Annotated in this window: 22 protein-coding genes; 21 read left to right on the top strand and 1 reads right to left on the bottom strand. The window is 41.4% G+C overall.

Annotated features, from left to right (window positions below):
• The first annotated feature begins 2 nt into the window (after nt 1–2).
• From C6W18_RS01815 to ypjB, 14 genes are all read left to right on the top strand, one after another.
• On the top strand, nt 3–665 hold the full coding sequence (locus C6W18_RS01815; RefSeq protein ID WP_189318016.1) for a phosphoribosylanthranilate isomerase: 663 nt from the start codon (nt 3–5) through the stop codon (nt 663–665).
• Complete coding sequence (trpB, locus tag C6W18_RS01810; RefSeq protein ID WP_105925613.1) at nt 646–1845, top strand: tryptophan synthase subunit beta; 1200 nt, start codon at nt 646–648, stop codon at nt 1843–1845. The genes C6W18_RS01815 and trpB overlap by 20 nt, the downstream gene beginning before the upstream one ends.
• Nucleotides 1842–2645 (top strand): tryptophan synthase subunit alpha, encoded by an 804-nt coding sequence (gene trpA, locus C6W18_RS01805; protein ID WP_105925611.1) that lies wholly within the window; start codon nt 1842–1844, stop codon nt 2643–2645. Before trpB ends, trpA begins: the two co-directional genes overlap by 4 nt.
• 11 nt (nt 2646–2656) lie before the next feature.
• Entirely contained in the window at nt 2657–3754 is a 1098-nt protein-coding gene (hisC, locus tag C6W18_RS01800; RefSeq protein WP_034318935.1) for a histidinol-phosphate transaminase, read from the top strand.
• Nucleotides 3755–3869: 115 nt separating this feature from the next.
• Complete coding sequence (locus C6W18_RS01795; protein WP_105925609.1) at nt 3870–4985, top strand: prephenate dehydrogenase; 1116 nt, start codon at nt 3870–3872, stop codon at nt 4983–4985.
• A gap of 10 nt (nt 4986–4995) precedes the next feature.
• Nucleotides 4996–6282 carry a 3-phosphoshikimate 1-carboxyvinyltransferase gene (gene aroA, locus C6W18_RS01790; protein WP_105925607.1) on the top strand — a complete coding sequence of 429 codons (1287 nt, stop codon included), beginning with the start codon at nt 4996–4998 and terminating at the stop codon, nt 6280–6282.
• 289 nt (nt 6283–6571) lie between these two features.
• Nucleotides 6572–7843 carry a tetratricopeptide repeat protein gene (locus C6W18_RS01785; protein ID WP_034318942.1) on the top strand — a complete coding sequence of 424 codons (1272 nt, stop codon included), beginning with the start codon at nt 6572–6574 and terminating at the stop codon, nt 7841–7843.
• 75 nt (nt 7844–7918) lie between these two features.
• The gene (locus C6W18_RS01780; protein WP_008344562.1) at nt 7919–8458 is read left to right on the top strand and encodes a ReoY family proteolytic degradation factor; all 540 of its coding nucleotides are present in this window, start codon (nt 7919–7921) and stop codon (nt 8456–8458) included.
• A 61-nt stretch (nt 8459–8519) separates the two neighbouring features.
• The gene (locus tag C6W18_RS01775; RefSeq protein ID WP_105925605.1) at nt 8520–8966 is read left to right on the top strand and encodes a YpiF family protein; all 447 of its coding nucleotides are present in this window, start codon (nt 8520–8522) and stop codon (nt 8964–8966) included.
• A 144-nt stretch (nt 8967–9110) separates the two neighbouring features.
• Nucleotides 9111–9617 carry a ubiquinol-cytochrome c reductase iron-sulfur subunit gene (locus C6W18_RS01770; protein ID WP_034318946.1) on the top strand — a complete coding sequence of 169 codons (507 nt, stop codon included), beginning with the start codon at nt 9111–9113 and terminating at the stop codon, nt 9615–9617.
• Between the two features lie 2 nt (nt 9618–9619).
• Nucleotides 9620–10294 (top strand): menaquinol-cytochrome c reductase cytochrome b subunit, encoded by a 675-nt coding sequence (qcrB, locus tag C6W18_RS01765; RefSeq protein ID WP_003215804.1) that lies wholly within the window; start codon nt 9620–9622, stop codon nt 10292–10294.
• A gap of 40 nt (nt 10295–10334) precedes the next feature.
• On the top strand, nt 10335–11102 hold the full coding sequence (locus C6W18_RS01760; protein ID WP_105925603.1) for a menaquinol-cytochrome c reductase cytochrome b/c subunit: 768 nt from the start codon (nt 10335–10337) through the stop codon (nt 11100–11102).
• A 101-nt stretch (nt 11103–11203) separates the two neighbouring features.
• A complete protein-coding gene (gene lhaT / locus C6W18_RS01755) occupies nt 11204–11797 on the top strand; it encodes a lipoprotein heptaprenylglyceryl N-acetyltransferase LhaT (RefSeq protein WP_105925601.1) in 594 nt (197 codons plus the stop codon).
• Nucleotides 11798–11862: 65 nt separating this feature from the next.
• Nucleotides 11863–12666 (top strand): sporulation protein YpjB, encoded by an 804-nt coding sequence (gene ypjB / locus C6W18_RS01750; protein WP_034318951.1) that lies wholly within the window; start codon nt 11863–11865, stop codon nt 12664–12666.
• A gap of 31 nt (nt 12667–12697) precedes the next feature.
• Here the strand turns inward: ypjB and C6W18_RS01745 are convergent, their stop codons facing one another.
• Nucleotides 12698–13570, bottom strand: a complete 873-nt coding sequence (locus tag C6W18_RS01745) for a YitT family protein (protein ID WP_034318953.1) — start codon at nt 13568–13570, stop codon at nt 12698–12700.
• A 137-nt stretch (nt 13571–13707) separates the two neighbouring features.
• Here C6W18_RS01745 and C6W18_RS01740 point away from each other — a divergent pair, with 137 nt between their 5' ends.
• The 7 genes from C6W18_RS01740 to C6W18_RS01710 are packed head-to-tail and all read left to right on the top strand — an operon-like array spanning nt 13708 to nt 19279.
• Entirely contained in the window at nt 13708–14043 is a 336-nt protein-coding gene (locus C6W18_RS01740; protein ID WP_008344575.1) for a nucleotide pyrophosphohydrolase, read from the top strand.
• Nucleotides 14044–14048: 5 nt separating this feature from the next.
• Nucleotides 14049–14852 (top strand): 4-hydroxy-tetrahydrodipicolinate reductase, encoded by an 804-nt coding sequence (gene dapB / locus C6W18_RS01735; RefSeq protein WP_034318954.1) that lies wholly within the window; start codon nt 14049–14051, stop codon nt 14850–14852.
• A gap of 17 nt (nt 14853–14869) precedes the next feature.
• Complete coding sequence (gene mgsA, locus C6W18_RS01730) at nt 14870–15289, top strand: methylglyoxal synthase (protein ID WP_105925599.1); 420 nt, start codon at nt 14870–14872, stop codon at nt 15287–15289.
• Complete coding sequence (gene bshB1, locus C6W18_RS01725) at nt 15276–15980, top strand: bacillithiol biosynthesis deacetylase BshB1 (protein ID WP_034318958.1); 705 nt, start codon at nt 15276–15278, stop codon at nt 15978–15980. Before mgsA ends, bshB1 begins: the two co-directional genes overlap by 14 nt.
• A gap of 2 nt (nt 15981–15982) precedes the next feature.
• Entirely contained in the window at nt 15983–17128 is a 1146-nt protein-coding gene (bshA, locus tag C6W18_RS01720) for an N-acetyl-alpha-D-glucosaminyl L-malate synthase BshA (RefSeq protein WP_034318961.1), read from the top strand.
• Nucleotides 17121–18323, top strand: a complete 1203-nt coding sequence (locus C6W18_RS01715) for a CCA tRNA nucleotidyltransferase (protein ID WP_105925597.1) — start codon at nt 17121–17123, stop codon at nt 18321–18323. Before bshA ends, C6W18_RS01715 begins: the two co-directional genes overlap by 8 nt.
• Nucleotides 18296–19279, top strand: a complete 984-nt coding sequence (locus C6W18_RS01710) for a biotin--[acetyl-CoA-carboxylase] ligase (RefSeq protein WP_105925595.1) — start codon at nt 18296–18298, stop codon at nt 19277–19279. Before C6W18_RS01715 ends, C6W18_RS01710 begins: the two co-directional genes overlap by 28 nt.
• Nucleotides 19280–19407: the final 128 nt, after the last annotated feature.

Below are 19407 nucleotides of genomic sequence, written 5' to 3'. Positions count from 1 at the left end.
ACATGACGAAGCCTTATGTAAAATATTGCGGGGCTGTCACGCAAGAAGACGTCGCTTGCATCGCGCAATCTCAAGCGGATGCGATCGGATTTATCTTTGCTCCAAGTAAAAGACAGGTCCATCCAGATCAAGTGAAGCAATGGCTAGCACAAACGAAGTGCGAGAAAGATATCGCCGGTGTATTTGTGAATGAAAAGATACAAAAAGTGTGCGACATCACAAAGCACATTCCGTTAGATATCGTCCAGCTTCATGGAGATGAAACACGAGAACACGCAAAAGAAATAAAAGAGCAAACAGGGGCTATCGTATGGAAAGTATTTCACCACGAGCCCAATTTAACCGGAACGCTCGAAAAAATGACGGCATTTGCGCCCTTTGTCGATGGCTTTCTCATTGATGCGAAAGTAAAAGGGATAAGAGGCGGTTCTGGAACAGCTTTTGCATGGGAGGCGGTACCTTCATATGTTCAGCATGCAAAAAATCTGAGCAAAAATTGCGTCATTGCAGGCGGAGTGACGCCAGTAACGATTACAGAACTGCTTGCCTATGGTCCAGAAGCTATCGATCTTTCAAGCGGAATAGAAGAAAACGGGAAGAAAAGCAATGCAAAGATCAAAGCGCTCGAAGAAAGGATGTTAAACGATGTACGCATATCCAAATGAGATTGGCAGATATGGAGAATTCGGAGGGAAATTTGTCCCTGAAACGCTCATGCAGCCACTAGAAGAAATCGAAAAAGCATTTCGTGAATTAAAAGAAGACCCTGCTTTTCAAAAGGAATATATATCGCTTCTGCGAAACTATTCAGGCAGACCGACTGCGCTCACATACGCTGACCAATTATCAGCATACCTCGGCGGCGCAAAAATCTATTTAAAAAGAGAAGATTTAAACCACACAGGCGCTCACAAAATTAACAATGCACTTGGCCAGGCGCTGCTAGCGAAAAAAATGGGGAAATCAAACATTATCGCCGAAACAGGAGCAGGTCAGCACGGAGTAGCTGCTGCAACGGTGGCCGCAAAATTTGGATTATCCTGCATCGTATTTATGGGAAAAGAAGACGTGGAGAGACAATCACTCAATGTATTCCGAATGAAATTGCTCGGTGCTGAGGTCATACCTGTCACAAGCGGGAACGGCACATTAAAAGATGCAACCAACGAAGCCATCCGCTATTGGGTCCAGCACTGCAGCGATCATTTTTACATGATTGGATCAGTCGTTGGACCTCATCCGTATCCTCAAATCGTCAGTGAATTCCAGCGGATGATCGGTGATGAGGCAAAGACGCAAATACTTGAAAAAGAAGGTCAGCTTCCTCATAAAGTCATTGCCTGCGTTGGCGGCGGGAGTAATGCCATTGGAATGTACCGAGCGTTCTTAGATGAAGAGGTAGATATCATTGGTGTAGAAGCAGCAGGGAAAGGAATAGACACCCCCCTTCATGCAGCGACCATCACAAAAGGAACAAAAGGTGTGATTCATGGATCTTTGACATATCTGATCCAAGACGAATTTGGCCAAATTATTGAGCCGTATTCGATTTCCGCTGGATTAGACTATCCTGGGATCGGACCAGAGCACGCATATTTGCATGCAAGTGGCCGGGTTCAATATGTCAGTGCCACAGATCAAGAAGCATTAGATGCGCTAAAGCTGCTGACAGAAAAAGAAGGAATTCTGCCAGCGATTGAATCAGCACATGCCTTAGCCAAAGCGTTTGAGATGAGCCGGAATATGAGTGAAGACGAAATTGTCCTTGTCTGCCTATCAGGAAGAGGAGATAAGGATGTGCATACATTAATGAATGTGCTTGAAAGTGAGGGCAAAACAAAATGATCACATTTCAATTAGAGCAAGATGAAAAATTATTCATTCCATTTATTACGGCAGGAGATCCGTCAGAAGAGATCACTATTGATTTAGCCATCACTCTTCAAGCAGCTGGTGCGCATGCGATTGAACTAGGTGTTCCTTATTCCGATCCGCTAGCGGACGGTCCTGTCATTCAAAGAGCCTCCAAAAGAGCTCTAAATCATGGCATGAATATCGTAAAAGCGATAGAATTAGCAGGGAAGATGAAAAAAAACGGTGTAAAAATTCCCGTAATTCTATTTACGTATTATAATCCTGTGTTACAATTAGACACAGAATACTTTTTCGCTTTACTGCGCAAAAATCATATTTCGGGACTCTTAACACCCGACTTGCCGTTTGAAGAGAGCAGCGAGCTGCAAGAGAACTGTCAGACACATGACATTTCATATATTTCGCTCGTTGCACCAACAAGCAAGGAACGATTAGAAAAAATTGTAGAGCAGGCAGAAGGTTTTGTGTACTGTGTTTCATCTCTTGGTGTAACAGGTGTCCGGCAATCCTTTGACGCATCAATTACTGATTTTATTCAACAAGTGAAACAGCTGAGTCACATACCGGTTGCGGTAGGTTTTGGCATTTCAACAAGAGAGCAGGTAGACTCAATGAATAAAATGAGTGACGGTGTCGTTGTAGGCAGTGCACTTGTGAAAAAAATTGAAGAGCTTCAAGAACAATTATTAGCAAGTGATACACGTCAAGATGCTTTAAGAGAATTTGAAACATATGCAAAAACATTTAGTCCCCTCTATTCATTCAAATGAGGTGAAACATTTTGCAAATCAAAGATCAATTAAAACAACTAAAACCGTATCAACCTGGGAAACCAATTGAAGAGGTCAAAAAAGAATATCAATTAGACAAAATTGTGAAATTGGCTTCAAATGAAAACCCTTTTGGATGTTCCACACATGCAAGAGAGGCGATACAAGCTGAGCTCGAACATTTAGCGATTTATCCAGATGGATACAGCGCAAGTTTAAGAACGGAGCTGGCTGAGTTTCTTCAAGTAAGTGAAAAACAATTAATATTCGGGAATGGCTCAGATGAACTTGTGCAAATTATTGCTAGGGCATTCCTTGACCAACATACAAATACCGTCATCCCGTCTCCATCTTTTCCGCAATACCGTCACAATGCAGTGATTGAACATGCAGAGATTCGAGAAGTGCCTCTTTTAGAAGAAGGAGCTCACGATCTCCAAGGGATGCTGGATTCGATTGATGAAAAAACGAAGGTCTTGTGGGTGTGTAATCCAAATAACCCGACTGGGAATCATTTATCAGAAGCCGAGCTTGTGGCGTTTTTAGATCAAGTACCACCTCACGTGCTTGTCGTTCTAGATGAAGCGTATTTTGAATACGTTCGGGCGGAAGATTTCCCGAACAGTTTATCTTTATTAAACTCATATCAAAATATCATCGTACTTCGTACGTTTTCTAAAGCCTATGGGCTTGCGGCGCTTCGAGTAGGCTATGGGATTGCGTCAGAAGAACTGATTACTGCCATTGAACCAGCGAGGGAGCCATTTAATACAAGTCGTATCGCTCAGGCAGCTGCACGTGCAGCCATAAAAGATCAAGACTTTATTCAATCGTGCAGGCAAAAAAATGAGGCAGGTCTTATGCAATATCAAGAATTTGCTGACCGTTTTGGACTATTTATCTATCCGTCTCAAACAAACTTTGTACTCATTGATTTTAAAAGAGATGCAGACGAACTGTTTCAAGCACTATTGAAAAAAGGCTATATTGTTCGTTCTGGTAAAGCACTTGGTTTCCCAACTTCTTTACGTATTACTGTGGGAACAAAGGAGCAAAATGAAGAAATTCTAAGTACACTTGCCGATTTATTACAAGGCATTCGTGCGTAGCATAACAATGAAGTCATATCCTGCTATAGGATATGGCTTTCATTGTACCAACCCAATATACATATAAGCTTTTGAAATGGCTTGTTTAATTTTCGCGAAAAATCAGGTGATGAACATGAACGATGCAAACGAAACAATATTAATCGCTGGACTTGGTTTAATTGGTGGTTCCATTGCACTGTCAATTAAAAAAGAGTATCCTCATAAAAAAATTGTAGGCTACGATGTTTCCGAGGAGCAAATGGTTGCTGCAACAAAGCTAGGTATCATTGATGCAACAGCCGATTCATTCATAGCAGGTTTACATGAATCAGCAACCATTATTTTGGCAACGCCAGTCCAACAAACAGTCAAAATGCTAAGTGATATTGCAGCATCTGGTATTGAAAGAGAGCTCATGATTACTGATGTTGGTAGCACAAAGCAAAAGGTTGTCAATTTTGCTGAAAAAACGCTGCCTGGCCACTACCAATTTATTGGTGGACATCCAATGGCAGGCTCTCATAAATCAGGTGTTATTGCAGCGAAAGACTTTTTATTTGAAAATGCATTCTACATTTTAACGCCAGCAAAGGAAACGAATCGTCAGGCTGTTGATCGTTTGAAGGATTTGCTAAAAGGGACAAATGCTCATTTCATTGAGATGACCCCAGAAGAACATGACGCTGTGACAAGTGTTATTAGTCATTTTCCTCATATTGTTGCAGCTAGTCTTGTGCATCAAGCGCATCATTTTGAAGAACAATTTCCTCTTGTGAAACGGTTTGCTGCTGGAGGTTTTCGTGATATTACGCGAATTGCTTCAAGTAATCCTGCAATGTGGCGAGATATCCTTCTGCACAATAAAAACAAGATTTTAGACCGGTTCCATGAATGGAAAAAAGAGATCGACCGCATTGAGTCCTTTGTTCAGCAAGAAGACGCTGAGGGATTGTTCTCTTATTTTCAAGATGCAAAGGAATATCGTGATGGTCTTCCTCTGAGGAAAAAAGGAGCGATTCCTGCTTTTTATGATCTTTATGTGGATGTTCCGGATCACCCTGGGGTCATATCGGAGATTACAGGGCATCTAGCAAGTGAGAATATTAGTATTACAAATATCCGTATTATTGAAACGCGAGAAGACATTAACGGGATTTTACGCATTAGTTTTCAAACAGATGATGATCGCAAGCGTGCAGAAATCTGTATAAAAAATAGAGCGAATTACGATACATTTTATGCTGACTGAGGTGACAAACATGAAAATTCATAAAAATGCTCCTATGAACGGAGAAATTCATATTCCAGGCGATAAATCCATTTCTCATAGATCAGTGATGTTTGGTGCAATTGCTGATGGGACAACAGTGGTGAAAAACTTTCTTCCTGGAGCCGATTGTTTAAGTACGATTGATTGCTTTAGAAAGATGGGCGTTGAAATCGAACAAAAAGGTACAGATGTTATCATCCATGGCAAGGGACTGAAAGAGCTTAAGGAGCCGGCTGACATCCTCGATGTTGGTAATTCTGGTACAACCATTCGTTTAATGATGGGGATCTTAGCTGGTTGTGAGTTTCACAGTACATTGATCGGTGACGAAAGTATTGCCAAAAGACCAATGAAACGGGTGACTGATCCACTTAAACAACTAGGTGCCAAAATAGATGGCAGAGCAAACGGCGAGTATACGCCACTGTCTATTCGTGGTGGTAATTTAAAAGCCATCTCTTATAAGTCTCCGGTTGCAAGTGCACAAATTAAGTCTGCTGTCCTTTTAGCTGGACTTCAAGCAGAGGGAACGACGACGTTAACTGAACCACATAAATCAAGAGATCATACAGAAAGAATGCTCTCAATGTTTGGTGTATCACTACATGAAGATGCACAAAGTGTTTCAATCGAAGGTGGACAAACGTTAAAAGCAACAGATATATTTGTCCCTGGGGACATCTCTTCAGCTGCATTCTTCCTTGTAGCTGGATCTATCGTTCCTAACAGCCGGATTGTATTAAAAAATGTCGGCCTAAATAAAACAAGAACGGGTATTATTGATGTGCTGAAACAAATGGGTGCGAATCTTGAGATCAATGAAGTGGATGCCAAAGGCGGAGAACCATATGGTGATTTAACGATTTCTACCTCTTCATTAAAAGGAATTGAAATTTCTGGTGATATGATCTCAAGACTCATCGATGAAATTCCTATTATTGCGCTTCTTGCTACCCAAGCGGAAGGTACGACGATCATTAAAGATGCTGCTGAGTTAAAAGTAAAAGAAACCAATCGAATTGATACAGTGGTTTCTGAACTCAAAAAACTTGGTGCCGATATTGAAGCAACGGATGATGGAATGAAAATTCATGGTAAAACCACGCTTAAAGGCGGCGCAGTCGTCTCAAGCTACGGAGATCACCGAATCGGTATGATGTTAGGTATTGCCGCATGTATCTCAGAACAAGCAGTCGAGATTGAAGATACAGATGCCGTGCGTGTATCTTACCCGAATTTCTTTGAACATATTGAATACTTAACGAAAACAGTCTGAGGATGTCCTCAGGCTTTTTCTTTCCTTTTGCATATTTGAAAGAAATATAGCATAGCTTGTCTCAAGGTGAAACCTTGAAAAAAATCATTTTGCCCGATAAAAAATGATTTTTGAGTGCCAGCAGTTTACAAATCGTCAGTTTCGTAAAGGATTAATTGAAAAAGAGTCTTTAAAACACTAAAATGGGTTCATTTTAAAAGAGCAACATATTTGCTGGATGTGTAGCTGTCGATTATGATATGAAGTAACAACAGTTTAGGTTTTTGGAAACAGAAAGGAACGGTTTGATTTGAATAGTTCATTACAAGAAGCCATAAAATTAGTTGAGGCAGGTGAGACTGAAAAAGGACTTCAAACACTTGCTCGAGCAGAAAAGCATTTGCACGATGAAGAAAAAGCGCAGGCAGCTCAGTTATATTATGACTGGGGAGATATCGACAAAGCGCGAAATCTCATCAGTGATTTACATGATATATATCCAGAGGAAACCGGATTAACGTGTTTTTATGCAGAGCTATTAATTGACTCAGATGAAGAAGAGAAGGCGATTTCTGTATTAGAAACGATTCCTGAAGATGACGATGCGTATCCAGAGAGTTTATTGTTAATGGCAGATTTGTATCAAATGCAGGGACTATTTGAAGTCAGTGAACAAAAGCTTTTAAAAGCGAAAGAACTACTTCCAAACGAAGCTATTATTGATTTTGCATTAGGTGAATTGTATTTTTCTCAAGGTCTTTCAAAGAAAGCAGCCGACTATTTCTACAAAGTTGCAGATCAACAAAATGAGGTTGGCGGCGTCAATGTATACCAGCGGCTCGCTGAATCGCTCAGCACAGCTGGAGAATTTGAGGATGCGCTTGAATGGTACGAAAAGGCAGTAAAAGATCAAGCAGACCCGAATACACTCTTTGGCTATGGATTTACAGCGATGAGAGCTGGCAGAACGAAAACAGCCATTCAGCAACTTTCAGAACTAAAAGATATCGATCCGTCTTATTCATCACTTTATATGCCTTTAGCGAAAAGTTATGAGGAAGAAGGACTATATCACGAGGCTTTAGAGGTAGTAAAAGAGGGTATTAAAGTTGATGAGTATAACAAAGAATTATATTTATATGGTGCAAAGATTGATTTGAAAAATGGTGATTCGGAAGATGCGAAAAAGTTGCTTCAAGAAGCACTTGCCCTTGATCCAGGATATATTGAAGCGATTCAAACATTGCTTGCGATCTATCTAAATGAAGAACTTTTTGATGAAATCCTTGATGTCATTAAAGAAGTTAAAAGCTTTGGGGAAGATGATCCAAAATGGAATTGGTATGCTGCATCTGCCTCTGTCGGACGAGAGGAATACAAAGAAGCAGCCGAGTACTTCAAGCTTGCTCTGCCTGATTTTGATGAGGAACGTGACTTTTTATATGAATATGCTTCGTTCCTTTTAGAAGAAGGCAGACAAAAAGAAGCCTTGCCGTTATTACGTAAAGTTCTTCAGAAAGATGGCACGAATGAAGAAATTGAAGAAACGATTTTAAGAATTGAAGACGAAATTTCCTTATAGTTTGCAGGAATGAAGTACTGGTTTGTTGAATAATTCATGTATAGCAATTTAATTTACGATAGAGGAGGGAATAACATGCAGACCCCTGTTTCTGTCAATGAAAAGAAGGAATTTATCCGGTGGTTCTTAAACCATTATCAGTTAAAGCGTAGAGAGTGTGTTTGGATATTAAATTATTTAATGAGTCACGACTCTTTGATGGAAAAGGTTCATTTTGTAGAGCAAGCAGAATTTTGCCCAAGGGGAATCATAATGTCAACACATTGTGTGGATGAAGTTCCCTTTAGATTTTATAAAGAAAACATTATGACGACAGATGCTGAAAAGTCATTTCATGATATTCGTTTGAATAAACAGCAAGATTTGTTTATTCAATTGAATTTCCGTTCTGCTTATCGTTCGCCGGAGTATGCAGCGGTTCTTGAAACAAACCCACATATTCCAAAGGACCTTTATGAAAATGAAAAAGATAAAGATCTAGCTGAGAAAGTGCTAGAGCACTCAATTGCTACTTTCCAAAAAGAACGACTTATGAAAGAAATAGATGAAGCACTTGACCGTCATGATCAAGAAACATTTAATAAGTTAGCAAAAGAATTAAGCCTATTATCATAAACTGAACCAATAAGCCTTGCCCTATACAGGCAGGGCTTATGTCATGAAAGAGGGGAAATAGATGAAGTTTCAGGCGGAGGATGCGGATCGCTTTTTGCAATCTAAAGATTACATTGATACCGCTATCATTCCATTAGTTGGAATTAACGCGAATCAAATTAAACAAACTGTGTCTTTGGGTGAGTTTACAATTCTTGTGGCAGAGGAACTTGAAAGACAGCTGAAAGGGCGTGTGTTTCTTTTTCCATCACATACATATTTAGAAGTAAATGATCGTAAACAAGAAGACATACTTGCGGTCAAACAGTCCTTACAAGAGCATTTTCAGCATGTCGTGTTCATCACATCTGATCACAACTGGAAAGAGCATTCAGAAATCAGTGAATCACTATTTCTTTTGAAGCCGGTTCCGCTAGAGCACTTAAAGGTCGAATTAAAGCAAAAACTCATTCAAGACAGTGTTGAACAAATTTTGAACTTTTTGTTACAAAAATGGAACCCTTCATAAAAACCCTTACATTTGCATTGTACATAGCTTTTTAGGTTGTTGACCTTGTGAATAGATTGATATATTATGAGGGTGTCCTAGTTTTATGAAATTTTTTCTAATTCAGTTATAAAGTAGCTGACGACCTGAGGGGGGGAGAAAAAAATGAGCGAGAAGAGACATGGAGTGTCCAGGCGTCAATTTTTGAATTACACGTTGACCGGCGTGGGGGGATTTATGGCCGCTGGAATGCTCATGCCTATGGTTCGCTTTGCGCTTGACCCTGTGCTAAAAGGAACAGAGGATCAGGATATGGTTCAAGTTGTCAGTGTTGATGAACTGACGAAGGAACCGAAGCGCTTTGACTTTAAAATTGATCAAGTAGATGCGTGGTATGAGTCAAAGGAATCTAGGTCAGCATGGGTGTACAAAGATGGGGATGAAATTGTCGCTTTATCGCCAATCTGTAAACATTTAGGATGTACAGTGAACTGGAACAGTGATCCGAAAAATCCAAACAAATTTTTCTGCCCGTGTCACTATGGGCTGTACGACAAGGATGGTACAAACGTACCCGGAACTCCACCGCTTGCGCCGCTTGACCATTATAAGCAGCAAGTGAAGGACGGATACCTCTATCTTGGAAAAGCTGTGCCGAAAGGGGAAGGGTAACGATGCTTAACAAGATTTACGATTGGGTAGATGAGCGGCTAGACATTACACCGATATGGAGAGATATTGCGGATCATGAAGTGCCAGAGCACGTCAATCCAGCGCATCATTTCTCCGCTTTTGTGTATTGTTTTGGCGGTCTAACGTTTTTTGTGACAGTCATCCAAGTCCTTTCGGGCATGTTTTTAACGATGTATTATGTGCCGGACATTAAAAATGCATGGGAATCTGTCTATTATTTGCAAAATGAAGTGGCATTTGGTCAGATTGTTAGAGGAATGCACCACTGGGGTGCGAGTCTAGTGATTGTCATGATGTTTTTACATACGCTAAGGGTCTTTTTCCAAGGGGCGTATAAAAAGCCTAGAGAACTAAATTGGATTGTTGGTGTGCTCATTTTCTTTGTGATGCTTGGACTTGGTTTTACCGGTTATCTTTTACCATGGGATATGAAGGCGCTGTTTGCGACGAAGGTTGGCCTTCAAATTGCAGAAGCAACACCTTTCATTGGAAAAGAGATCAAAACGCTACTTGCAGGTCATCCTGACATTGTAGGAGCACAAACGCTGACGAGATTTTTCGCGATCCATGTCTTTTTCTTGCCAGCGGCATTATTCGGGCTGATGGCTGCCCACTTTATTATGATTCGTAAGCAAGGAATTTCTGGACCGCTATAAAATTTGCGTTTGATGAATGTTCAATGAGGAGGGGATGACTTTGCATAGGGGAAAAGGGATGAAGTTTGTCGGAGATTCTAGAATTCCGGCAGAAAGAAAACCTAACATACCTAAAGACTATTCCGAATATCCGGGGAAAACAGAAGCCTTTTGGCCGAACTTTCTTTTAAAGGAATGGCTTGTAGGTGCCGTTTTTTTAATTGGATTTCTTGTCCTAACTGTTGTTCATGCACCTCCGCTTGAGCGGATGGCTGATCCAACAGATACGGGCTATATTCCGCTGCCAGACTGGTATTTCTTATTTTTGTACCAGTTATTAAAATATGAATTTGCTGCAGGAAGCTATACTGTAGTTGGCGCGATGATTATGCCTGGAATTGCGTTTGGTGCACTTTTGCTCGCACCATTTCTTGATTCTGGTCCTGAACGCAGACCGTATAGAAGACCGATTGCAGTAGGGATGATGATCCTTGCAGTTGGTGCAGCAACCTATTTAACTTGGGAGTCTGTTGCTACTCACGATTGGGAAGCAGCTGCGAAACAAGGTGAAATTAAGAAAGAAGCGGAGATTGACACCTCAGCCGAAGAGTATAAAATTTATCAAGAGCAGACATGTATATCCTGTCACGGGGATAATATGCAAGGCGGAGCAGCCGGACCGTCACTTGTTGATAACGGTCTTTCGCCTGAAGCAATTGCTAAAATTGCTGTAGAAGGAAAAGGTAACATGCCTAAGGGCATCTTTAAAGGCAGCGATGAAGAACTTGAAAAGCTCTCTAAATATTTATCTGAGGTCAAATCTAAATAATTCAGTTGTTTAAAAGCAAGTACAAGGATATACTCAAAAGAGAAAAAAGCTGGCGCTGTCAGCTTTTTTCTGATTTTAACAGATCGTGAGTGAAGAGACATATGAGATGGATTCAATATTTGTTAGCCACGCGCTACATGCTTGTGCTGGTGCTTATTGTTAATTTTCTTGGCACTGTGTACGGCTATTATTGGTATATTCCGCAGCTCGTAGAGACGCCGGCTATCTTTTTAGCTTTTGTTCCAGATAGCCCAACGGCAAGCTTTTTCTTTTTATTTGTATTACTTGCGTTTCTGATGAAGCGTCACGCTCCTTATTTTGAAGCGCTCGCGCTTGTGACCTTGATTAAATATGGGTTATGGGCTGTCGGAATGAATATTTTTGTTCTCGTTTCGGTTGATGATTTCCCGTGGGAAGGCTACATGCTAATTGGGTCTCACTTTGCGATGGCGGTTCAGGCTGTATTATATGCGCCGTATTATCGTTTTCAGATGCGCCACTTAGTTGTAGCTGGCATTTGGATTTTACATAATGATGTGATTGATTATGTGTTTGGTATGATGCCCCGGTATTCAATGCTTTCTGCATATTCGAATGAGATCGGCTATGTCACGTTTTGGTTGAGTATCGCTGTTCTTCTTGTTTCGTATTATCTCGTTCTATCGAAAAAATCGATCAAGCTAGAACTCCCTTAACAATGTTGGTCTAACCTTGTCCTTTTCTTCATACGCTGTATGGAGAAGGGCTAGGAGGGACTTGCATGAAACGAAAGCCAATCGCGATGATTCTATTATTTTTTCTCGTATTACATCCAGCTGTAGCTAAAGGTGAGGAAACAGCCGCTAAAACGCTGCAAGAATTAACGGAACTATCAGATTCAATCTTTCAATTAACGAGACAAGCTAAATATGATGAGGCATTACAGGTCGCATTGTATGTTGAAAAGACATTTAAAGCTGAGAATTGGCGTGGAACTCTGACAAATACACAGGTTCGGCAAATTACACTTGGCTATCAAGATATCATTAAAGGGCTCCCGCAGGAAGAATTGAATGAGCGCGAAAAGCTTCGTTATGCTTCTCAGTTTAGAATGCTGATCGATGCGATTCAATCGGATTCTGAACCTCTTTGGGGTTCCCTGGAGAAGCCCATAATGGGGTCTTTTCCTACGTTGAAAAAGGAAGTGAAAGATCCAGAGTCCACAACGTTCTATGAAACTTGGAATGAGCTCGTTTCTTTATACGATATGATTTATCCGAGTTTAACCATCGATATTTCGCCTGAAAAGCTTCAGACGATTAAGCAGCACATGGAAGTGATCGAACAAGGTGAATTTTTAAAAGCTTCGAGTGGGACAAAGCTTGAGCGTCTCACAAAGCTGGAAGAGGATTTATCTAGTGTATTTGCTAACGTCGATCAAGATGAAGCCGATCCATCGCTGTTATGGGTCATTTTAACAACAGGCAGTATGATTTTACTCACTTTAACGTATGTTGGATTTCGGAAATACCGTGCTGAAAAAGAGAAGAAACAAAAGCGGCAGGCTGATTATCCAAAATCATGAAAAAAGAAGCACCATTTTTGGGCTTCTTTTTTTAATGGGGATTGAGCGGCTTTTTGTGTTCATCTAATGTGAAGCCTTCACCGAGTACGTCATGCACGTCACTCACTGATACAAACGCATGAGGATCAACTGAGGTCACGACGCTTTTGAGGTGGACAAGCTCATTTTTTGGAACGACACAATAAAGGACATTGCGTTCCTGTTTCGTATAGGAACCGACACCTTTTAAAATGGTCACACCGCGTTCCATTTCTTCAGTGATTTTCTTTTGAATGATGTCATCCTTTTCAGAAATAATCATCGCCCCTTTGGCTGCGTAAGCGCCTTCTTGCATGAAATCGATAACTTTCGCAGCAACAAATACTGCTACGAGTGTATACATGGCTTCTTTGTAATTTAAATAGGTGAGAGAGATGGTAATGACGCATGCGTCGAAGATAAACATCGTTCTGCCCATTGCCACATGATAATGCTTGTTGATCAGTCTTGCGATAATGTCCACGCCGCCTGTTGTACCGCCGAATTTAAAGATGATCCCGAGGCCTGTTCCGATAAAGACACCTGCAAAGAGTGCGGCTAAGGCTAAATCGTGCTGGAGAGGCATATGTATTTGAAAGCGCTGGAAGATGGCAAGGAAGACAGAAAGACTGACGGTTCCTACAATTGTATAAGTAAACATCGTTCTGCCGAGCATTTTCCAGCCGATAAAAAAGATTGGAATGTTTAAGACAAGGTTTGAAATGGATGGATCAATGTGAAATAGAAAATATAAAAGCAGTGTAATACCTGTAAATCCGCCTTCTGCCAAGTTGTTCTGCATATTAAAATGAACAAGACCGAAAGAAAAAATCGCAGATCCTATTAAAATAAAGACGATATTTTTAAGACGAATTTCTTTTAGCAAGAGATCACTCCTTTTTTTGCTTAGACAGCGATAATATTATATGGTATGGGAGAGAAACAAGCAAACTGAGTTTTAAACATTTGTCAAATATTTATGATTTCGCTAACATGTAAGAGACGGATAGGAGGATGAGCTTCATGACGAATGAAAAAACGCTGCGTCACGTGCAGCAAGAAGTAGATGATTACATAGGACAATTTAAAGAAGGCTATTTTAGCCCACTTGCCATGATGGCCCGTTTGACTGAAGAATTAGGCGAGCTGGCAAGAGAGGTTAACCATTATTATGGAGAAAAGCCGAAAAAAACAACCGAAACGGAAAAAAGCATGGAAGAAGAAATTGGTGATGTATTGTTCGTTTTAACATGCCTGGCCAATTCACTCAATATATCACTTGAAGAAGCTCATGATCGTGTGATGCATAAATTCAATACTAGAGACAAAGACCGCTGGACGAAAAAAGAAGGGAAGTAGAGACGATGACGAACCAAACCATCAAAGTAGTAATCGCTGGAGCAAGAGGAAGAATGGGGATAGAGGCTGTCAAGCTAGCAGAAGAAACAAGCCATTTTGAGCTAGTGGCAGCACTTGATCACGCGCACGAAGGAAAAAAATTATCTGACGTGATTCATACGACATCTGATGCGCCAATTTATACAGATATTGATGTGTGTCTTTCAGAGACAGCACCTGATGTATTAATTGATCTGACGACACCAGAAATTGGGAAAGTACATACAAAAAAAGCTCTTGAACACGGCGTGCGTCCAGTGGTAGGCACAACTGGTTTTTCAGAAGCTGACTTGAAAGAGCTTCAGCAATTAACAGAAGAAAAGGGCATAGGCTGTATTATTGCACCTAACTTTGCTGTCGGTGCCGTTTTAATGATGAAGTTTGCTAAAATGGCAGCGAATTACTTTCCTGACGTTGAAATCATTGAGCTTCATCATGATAAAAAATTAGATGCCCCGAGCGGTACTGGGTTAAAAACGGCTGAAATGATTGCAGAAGTAAGAGAAAGCAAAAAGCAGGGACACCCTGAAGAAAAAGAATTAATCGAAGGCGCACGAGGAGCAGATTATGATGGCATCCGTCTGCACAGCGTAAGGCTGCCAGGCATGATTGCACATCAAGAAGTGCTGTTTGGAATGGACGGACAGACGCTCACAATTCGTCATGATTCTTATAACCGTGCGTCATTTATGTCTGGTGTAAAGCTTTCAGTAGAACAGGTCATGCATATTGATCAACTTGTCTATGGCTTAGAAAATATTATCGACTAATAAGGAGTGGATTCCTGATGAACATTGCTTTAATCGCTCACGATAAGAAAAAAAGTGACATGATTCAGTTCGCCATTGCGTACCGTGATATTTTGGCAGATCATACACTTTATGCAACAGGGACAACAGGTTTGAGAGTGAAAGAAGCGACGGGGCTTCCCATTCATCGTTTCCAATCAGGACCACTTGGAGGAGATCAGCAGATTGGTGCCTTGATTGCTGATAATGCAATGGATCTTGTGCTCTTTTTTAGAGACCCGCTAACCGCGCAGCCACATGAACCGGATGTATCTGCACTTATCCGGCTTTGCGATGTGTATGCCATTCCATTGGCCACGAATATGGGCACAGCTGAAATTTTAGTCAGGAATTTAAATAAAGGCACGTTTGAATTTCGAGATGTAGCAAAAAACGGAGGAAGAAATGAAACGACTTGATATCCTTGCATTCGGTGCCCATAGCGATGATGTAGAAATCGGAATGGGTGGAACGATTGCAAAATACGTAAAAAAAGGGGCGCGTGTCGGAATTTGCGACTTGACCCAGGCTGAATTATCATCGAATGGAACGGTAGAGAGCCGGAAAGAAGAGGCAAAAGCAGCCGCCGCCATTTTAGGTGTGACGACTCGAATTCAGCTCACGCTGCCAGATAGAGGGCTGCATTTGAATGACGAAGCGATGAAGGAAATTGCGGGCGTCATTCGCACATACAAACCAACACTTATTTTTGCTCCGCACCACCAAGATCGACATCCTGATCATGGTCATGCGGGTTCACTTGTAGAAGAGGCGGCTTTTTCTGCAGGTATACATAAATTTGAAGATTCATACAAGCAGCCAGCGCATAAAATAAGCCAGATGTATTATTACATGATTAACGGCCATCATCGTCCAGATTTTGTGATCGATATTTCTAGTGAGATGCAACAAAAAATCGATAGCTTACATGCGTATAAAAGTCAATTTGTCAAAACGCCGAATTCAGTGGAGACACCTCTTGTGAATGGTTATATTGATTTTGTCAAAATGAGAGAGTCTATGTATGGAAGGGAAGTCAATAAAGCTTATGCAGAAGGGTTTTTGACAAAGAAACCACTTTTGATGGATGATGACTTACTTGGGGGGTAATTATGAAAAAACTGAAGATCGGAATCACTTGTTATCCAAGTGTTGGCGGTTCGGGCATTATTGCCACAGAGCTTGGAAAACGTTTAGCTGAAAAAGGGCACGATGTTCATTTCATTACCTCAAGCATTCCGTTTAGACTCAATAAAGTGTATCCGAATATTTATTTTCATGAGGTGGATGTCAATCAATATGCTGTTTTTCAATATCCACCTTATGACCTTGCACTAGCAAGTAAATTGGCGGAAGTCGCGAAACGAGAGAAGCTCGATATTATTCACGCGCATTATGCGGTCCCTCACGCCGTCTGTGCGTTCTTAGCCAAGCAAATGACGGGACACACAGTGAAAGTCGTTACCACGCTTCACGGGACGGATATTACGGTTTTAGGCTATGATCCATCATTAAAGGAAGTGATTCGGTTTGCCATCGAATCATCGGATCGCGTAACAGCTGTGTCGCATTCATTAGCTGCACAGACGTACGATCTGATTAAACCGGATAAAAAAATCGATACGATCCATAATTTCGTCGATGAGCGTGTGTATTTGCGTGAAGATCACGAAGTGCTGAAGAAACATTATGGTCTCATGCAGGACGAAAAGGTCATCATCCATGTATCGAACTTCCGAAAGGTAAAGCGGGTGCATGATGTGATTCATGTCTTTAAAAAGATTTCTGACCAGGTGCATGCAAAGCTGCTGCTTATTGGTGATGGTCCTGAAAAGTCGGTCGTATGCGATCTTGTGAAAAAGCTGGAACTAACTGACCGTGTGTTGTTTTTAGGAAAGCAAGAGAAGGTAGAGGAGCTTTATTCAATTAGTGATTTGAAGCTGCTCCTTTCTGAGAAGGAGAGCTTTGGGCTTGTACTTCTTGAAGCAATGGCCTGCGGTGTCCCTTGTATTGCAACAGATGTTGGCGGAATTCCAGAGGTCATTGCACATGGAGAGACAGGATTTCTTGTCCCGCTCGGTGATATAGACGGGGCAGCAAATCATGCGGTGTCGTTACTTAAAGATAAAGCGCTCCATGAGCAAGTGTCAATGGCAGCCCAGTCTAGTGTTCAGACCAATTTCTCTTCTGAAAAAATTGTGAGAGAATATGAAGAGCTTTACCTAGAATTGATCGAAGGTGATGATGAAGATGAATGAACCATTCACACATGCGATCCCTATTTTACATACACTGCACGAACATGGTTATCAGGCTTACTTTGTTGGTGGAGCGGTGAGAGATGTTCTTTTAGATCGAGAAATCGGGGATATCGATATTGCGACAGATGCAACGCCTGATACAGTGGAGTCTTTATTTGAAAAAACAGTTGATGTTGGCAAGGAGCATGGCACAGTTATAGTTTTACATGATGGGGTCAGCTATGAGGTCACGACGTTTCGAACTGAGTCAGAATATGAAGATTTTCGCAGACCTAAAGAAGTGGAGTTTATCACATCATTAAAGGAAGATCTTTTAAGAAGAGATTTAACAATCAATGCGATGGCCATGGATATAAATGGCGAGATCATTGACCATGTAGGGGGCAAACAGGATATTGAGCGGAAACGAATTCAAACTGTTGGAGATCCCGCTTGCCGCTTTGAAGAAGATGCGCTTCGCATGATGAGAGCCGTCCGTTTTTTAAGCCAGCTCGGTTTTGAGCTCGCTGCTGAGACGGCTGCTGCGATGAAAAAAGATAAACACCTGCTTGCCAACATATCTGTTGAGCGCAAAAAGATTGAAATGGAGAAACTTTTAAAAGGACGCTATTGTAAGCAGGCCATAAAGGTTCTCATTTCAACCAAATTGTATGAAGAATTGCCAGGTCTCCAAGAGGGAAGGCTCAATGAATCCTTTCAAGCATTCCCGTATTATTTACTGGACGGACTAGAAGAGGTATGGGGCGCTTTCATTCATTTGCTCGGTCTAGATGAGACGGAGGCTGTGTCCCTCTTAAAAGAATGGAAGCTGTCAACGAAGCTTTTGAAAGAGTCGGTTGCCATTAGCAAATACGTCGATTGTGACTGGGATGCGGAGAAGATGTTTGAAGCTGGTGAACACGTGCTTTTATCTAGTTTGAAAATCACGCAGTTAAAACATGAGCGCCGCATTTTCTTTGATGAGCTGGAGGCGGCAAAGCACTCATATGATGCGCTCCCTATTAAAAAGCTCCAAGACCTTGCTGTTTCAGGAAAAGATTTAATGGCTTTTCGGCAGAAGGCATCAGGTAAATGGATTGCAGAAGAGCTTCATGTCGTGAAAAAAGCGGTTCTGCAAAACCGTTTGGAAAACCGAAAAGAAGCCATAGAGGAGTGGCTCATAGCATGCGATCAGCAATTAGAAAACGATTAATTGAACTATTTACAACATCTGATCAAGATTTTGTCTCGAGCCAGCAAATATGTGATGAGCTTGGCTGCTCCCGAACGGCTGTATGGAAGCATATAGAGGATTTGCGAAAAGAAGGCTATGAGGTAGAAGCCGTTAGGAGAAAAGGATACCGCCTGCTTCGTAAACCGGACAAAATTAGCGAGGACGAAATTCTTTTTGGTTTGAAAACAGAGGGATTTGGCAGGCACATTTACTTTCAAGAAGAAGTCGCTTCAACTCAGCTGATTGCCCATGATCTTGTAAATGAAGGAGCGCCCCATGGCACGCTTGTTGTCAGTGATCATCAGACAAACGGAAAAGGGCGCCTTCAAAGAACGTGGCATTCACCAAATGGGACAGGCATTTGGATGAGTCTGATCATCCGGCCTGAAATTCCGCTCTACAAAGCGCCGCAAATGACGCTTTTAGCATCTGTAGCCATCACAGAAGCAATCGCGCTTCAAACAGGACTCAGTCCATCGATTAAATGGCCAAATGATATTCTGTTAAACGGAAAAAAAGTTGTTGGCATTCTAACTGAATTAAAAGCAGAAGCTGACCAGGTTCATGCGGTGATTATTGGTCCAGGCATTAATGTGAACCAAACGGCGGATGATTTCCCTGATGAACTAAAGGATAACGCCACAAGTTTGCGAATAGAACTGAATGAAAAAGTAGATCGAGCTGCACTGATTCAAAACATCATGTCCACCTTTGAAAAAAGGTATGAGGATTATATGAAGCATGGATTTGCCCCGATCAAACAATTATGGGAATCGTTTACGATGACTATCGGTAAACGTATTGTCGCGCGCACCGTCAATGGGCAATATAATGGAACGGCGCTTGGAATCAATGATGAAGGTGTCTTATTACTGGAAACGGCGGACGGTATCCAAAAAATCTATTCCGCAGACATAGAGATCAAGTCAACTTAAGTGGAACACCCGGTCCATTTTTGATATACTTCGTGTGGGCAGTATCTGTAAAAGAACTGTACCTGTTAGGAAGAAAAATTTAATCAATTTCTGCCTAGATCCTAAGGGACTTGGACAGAGGGATGATT

This window comes from Bacillus sp. LLTC93 (assembly GCF_002993125.1).
In the GTDB taxonomy this organism is placed as follows: Bacteria; Bacillota; Bacilli; order Bacillales; family Bacillaceae; genus Bacillus; species Bacillus zhangzhouensis.
The sequence above is the reverse complement of the archived record's forward strand: the minus strand, read 5'-3'. Positions and strand labels throughout refer to the sequence as shown.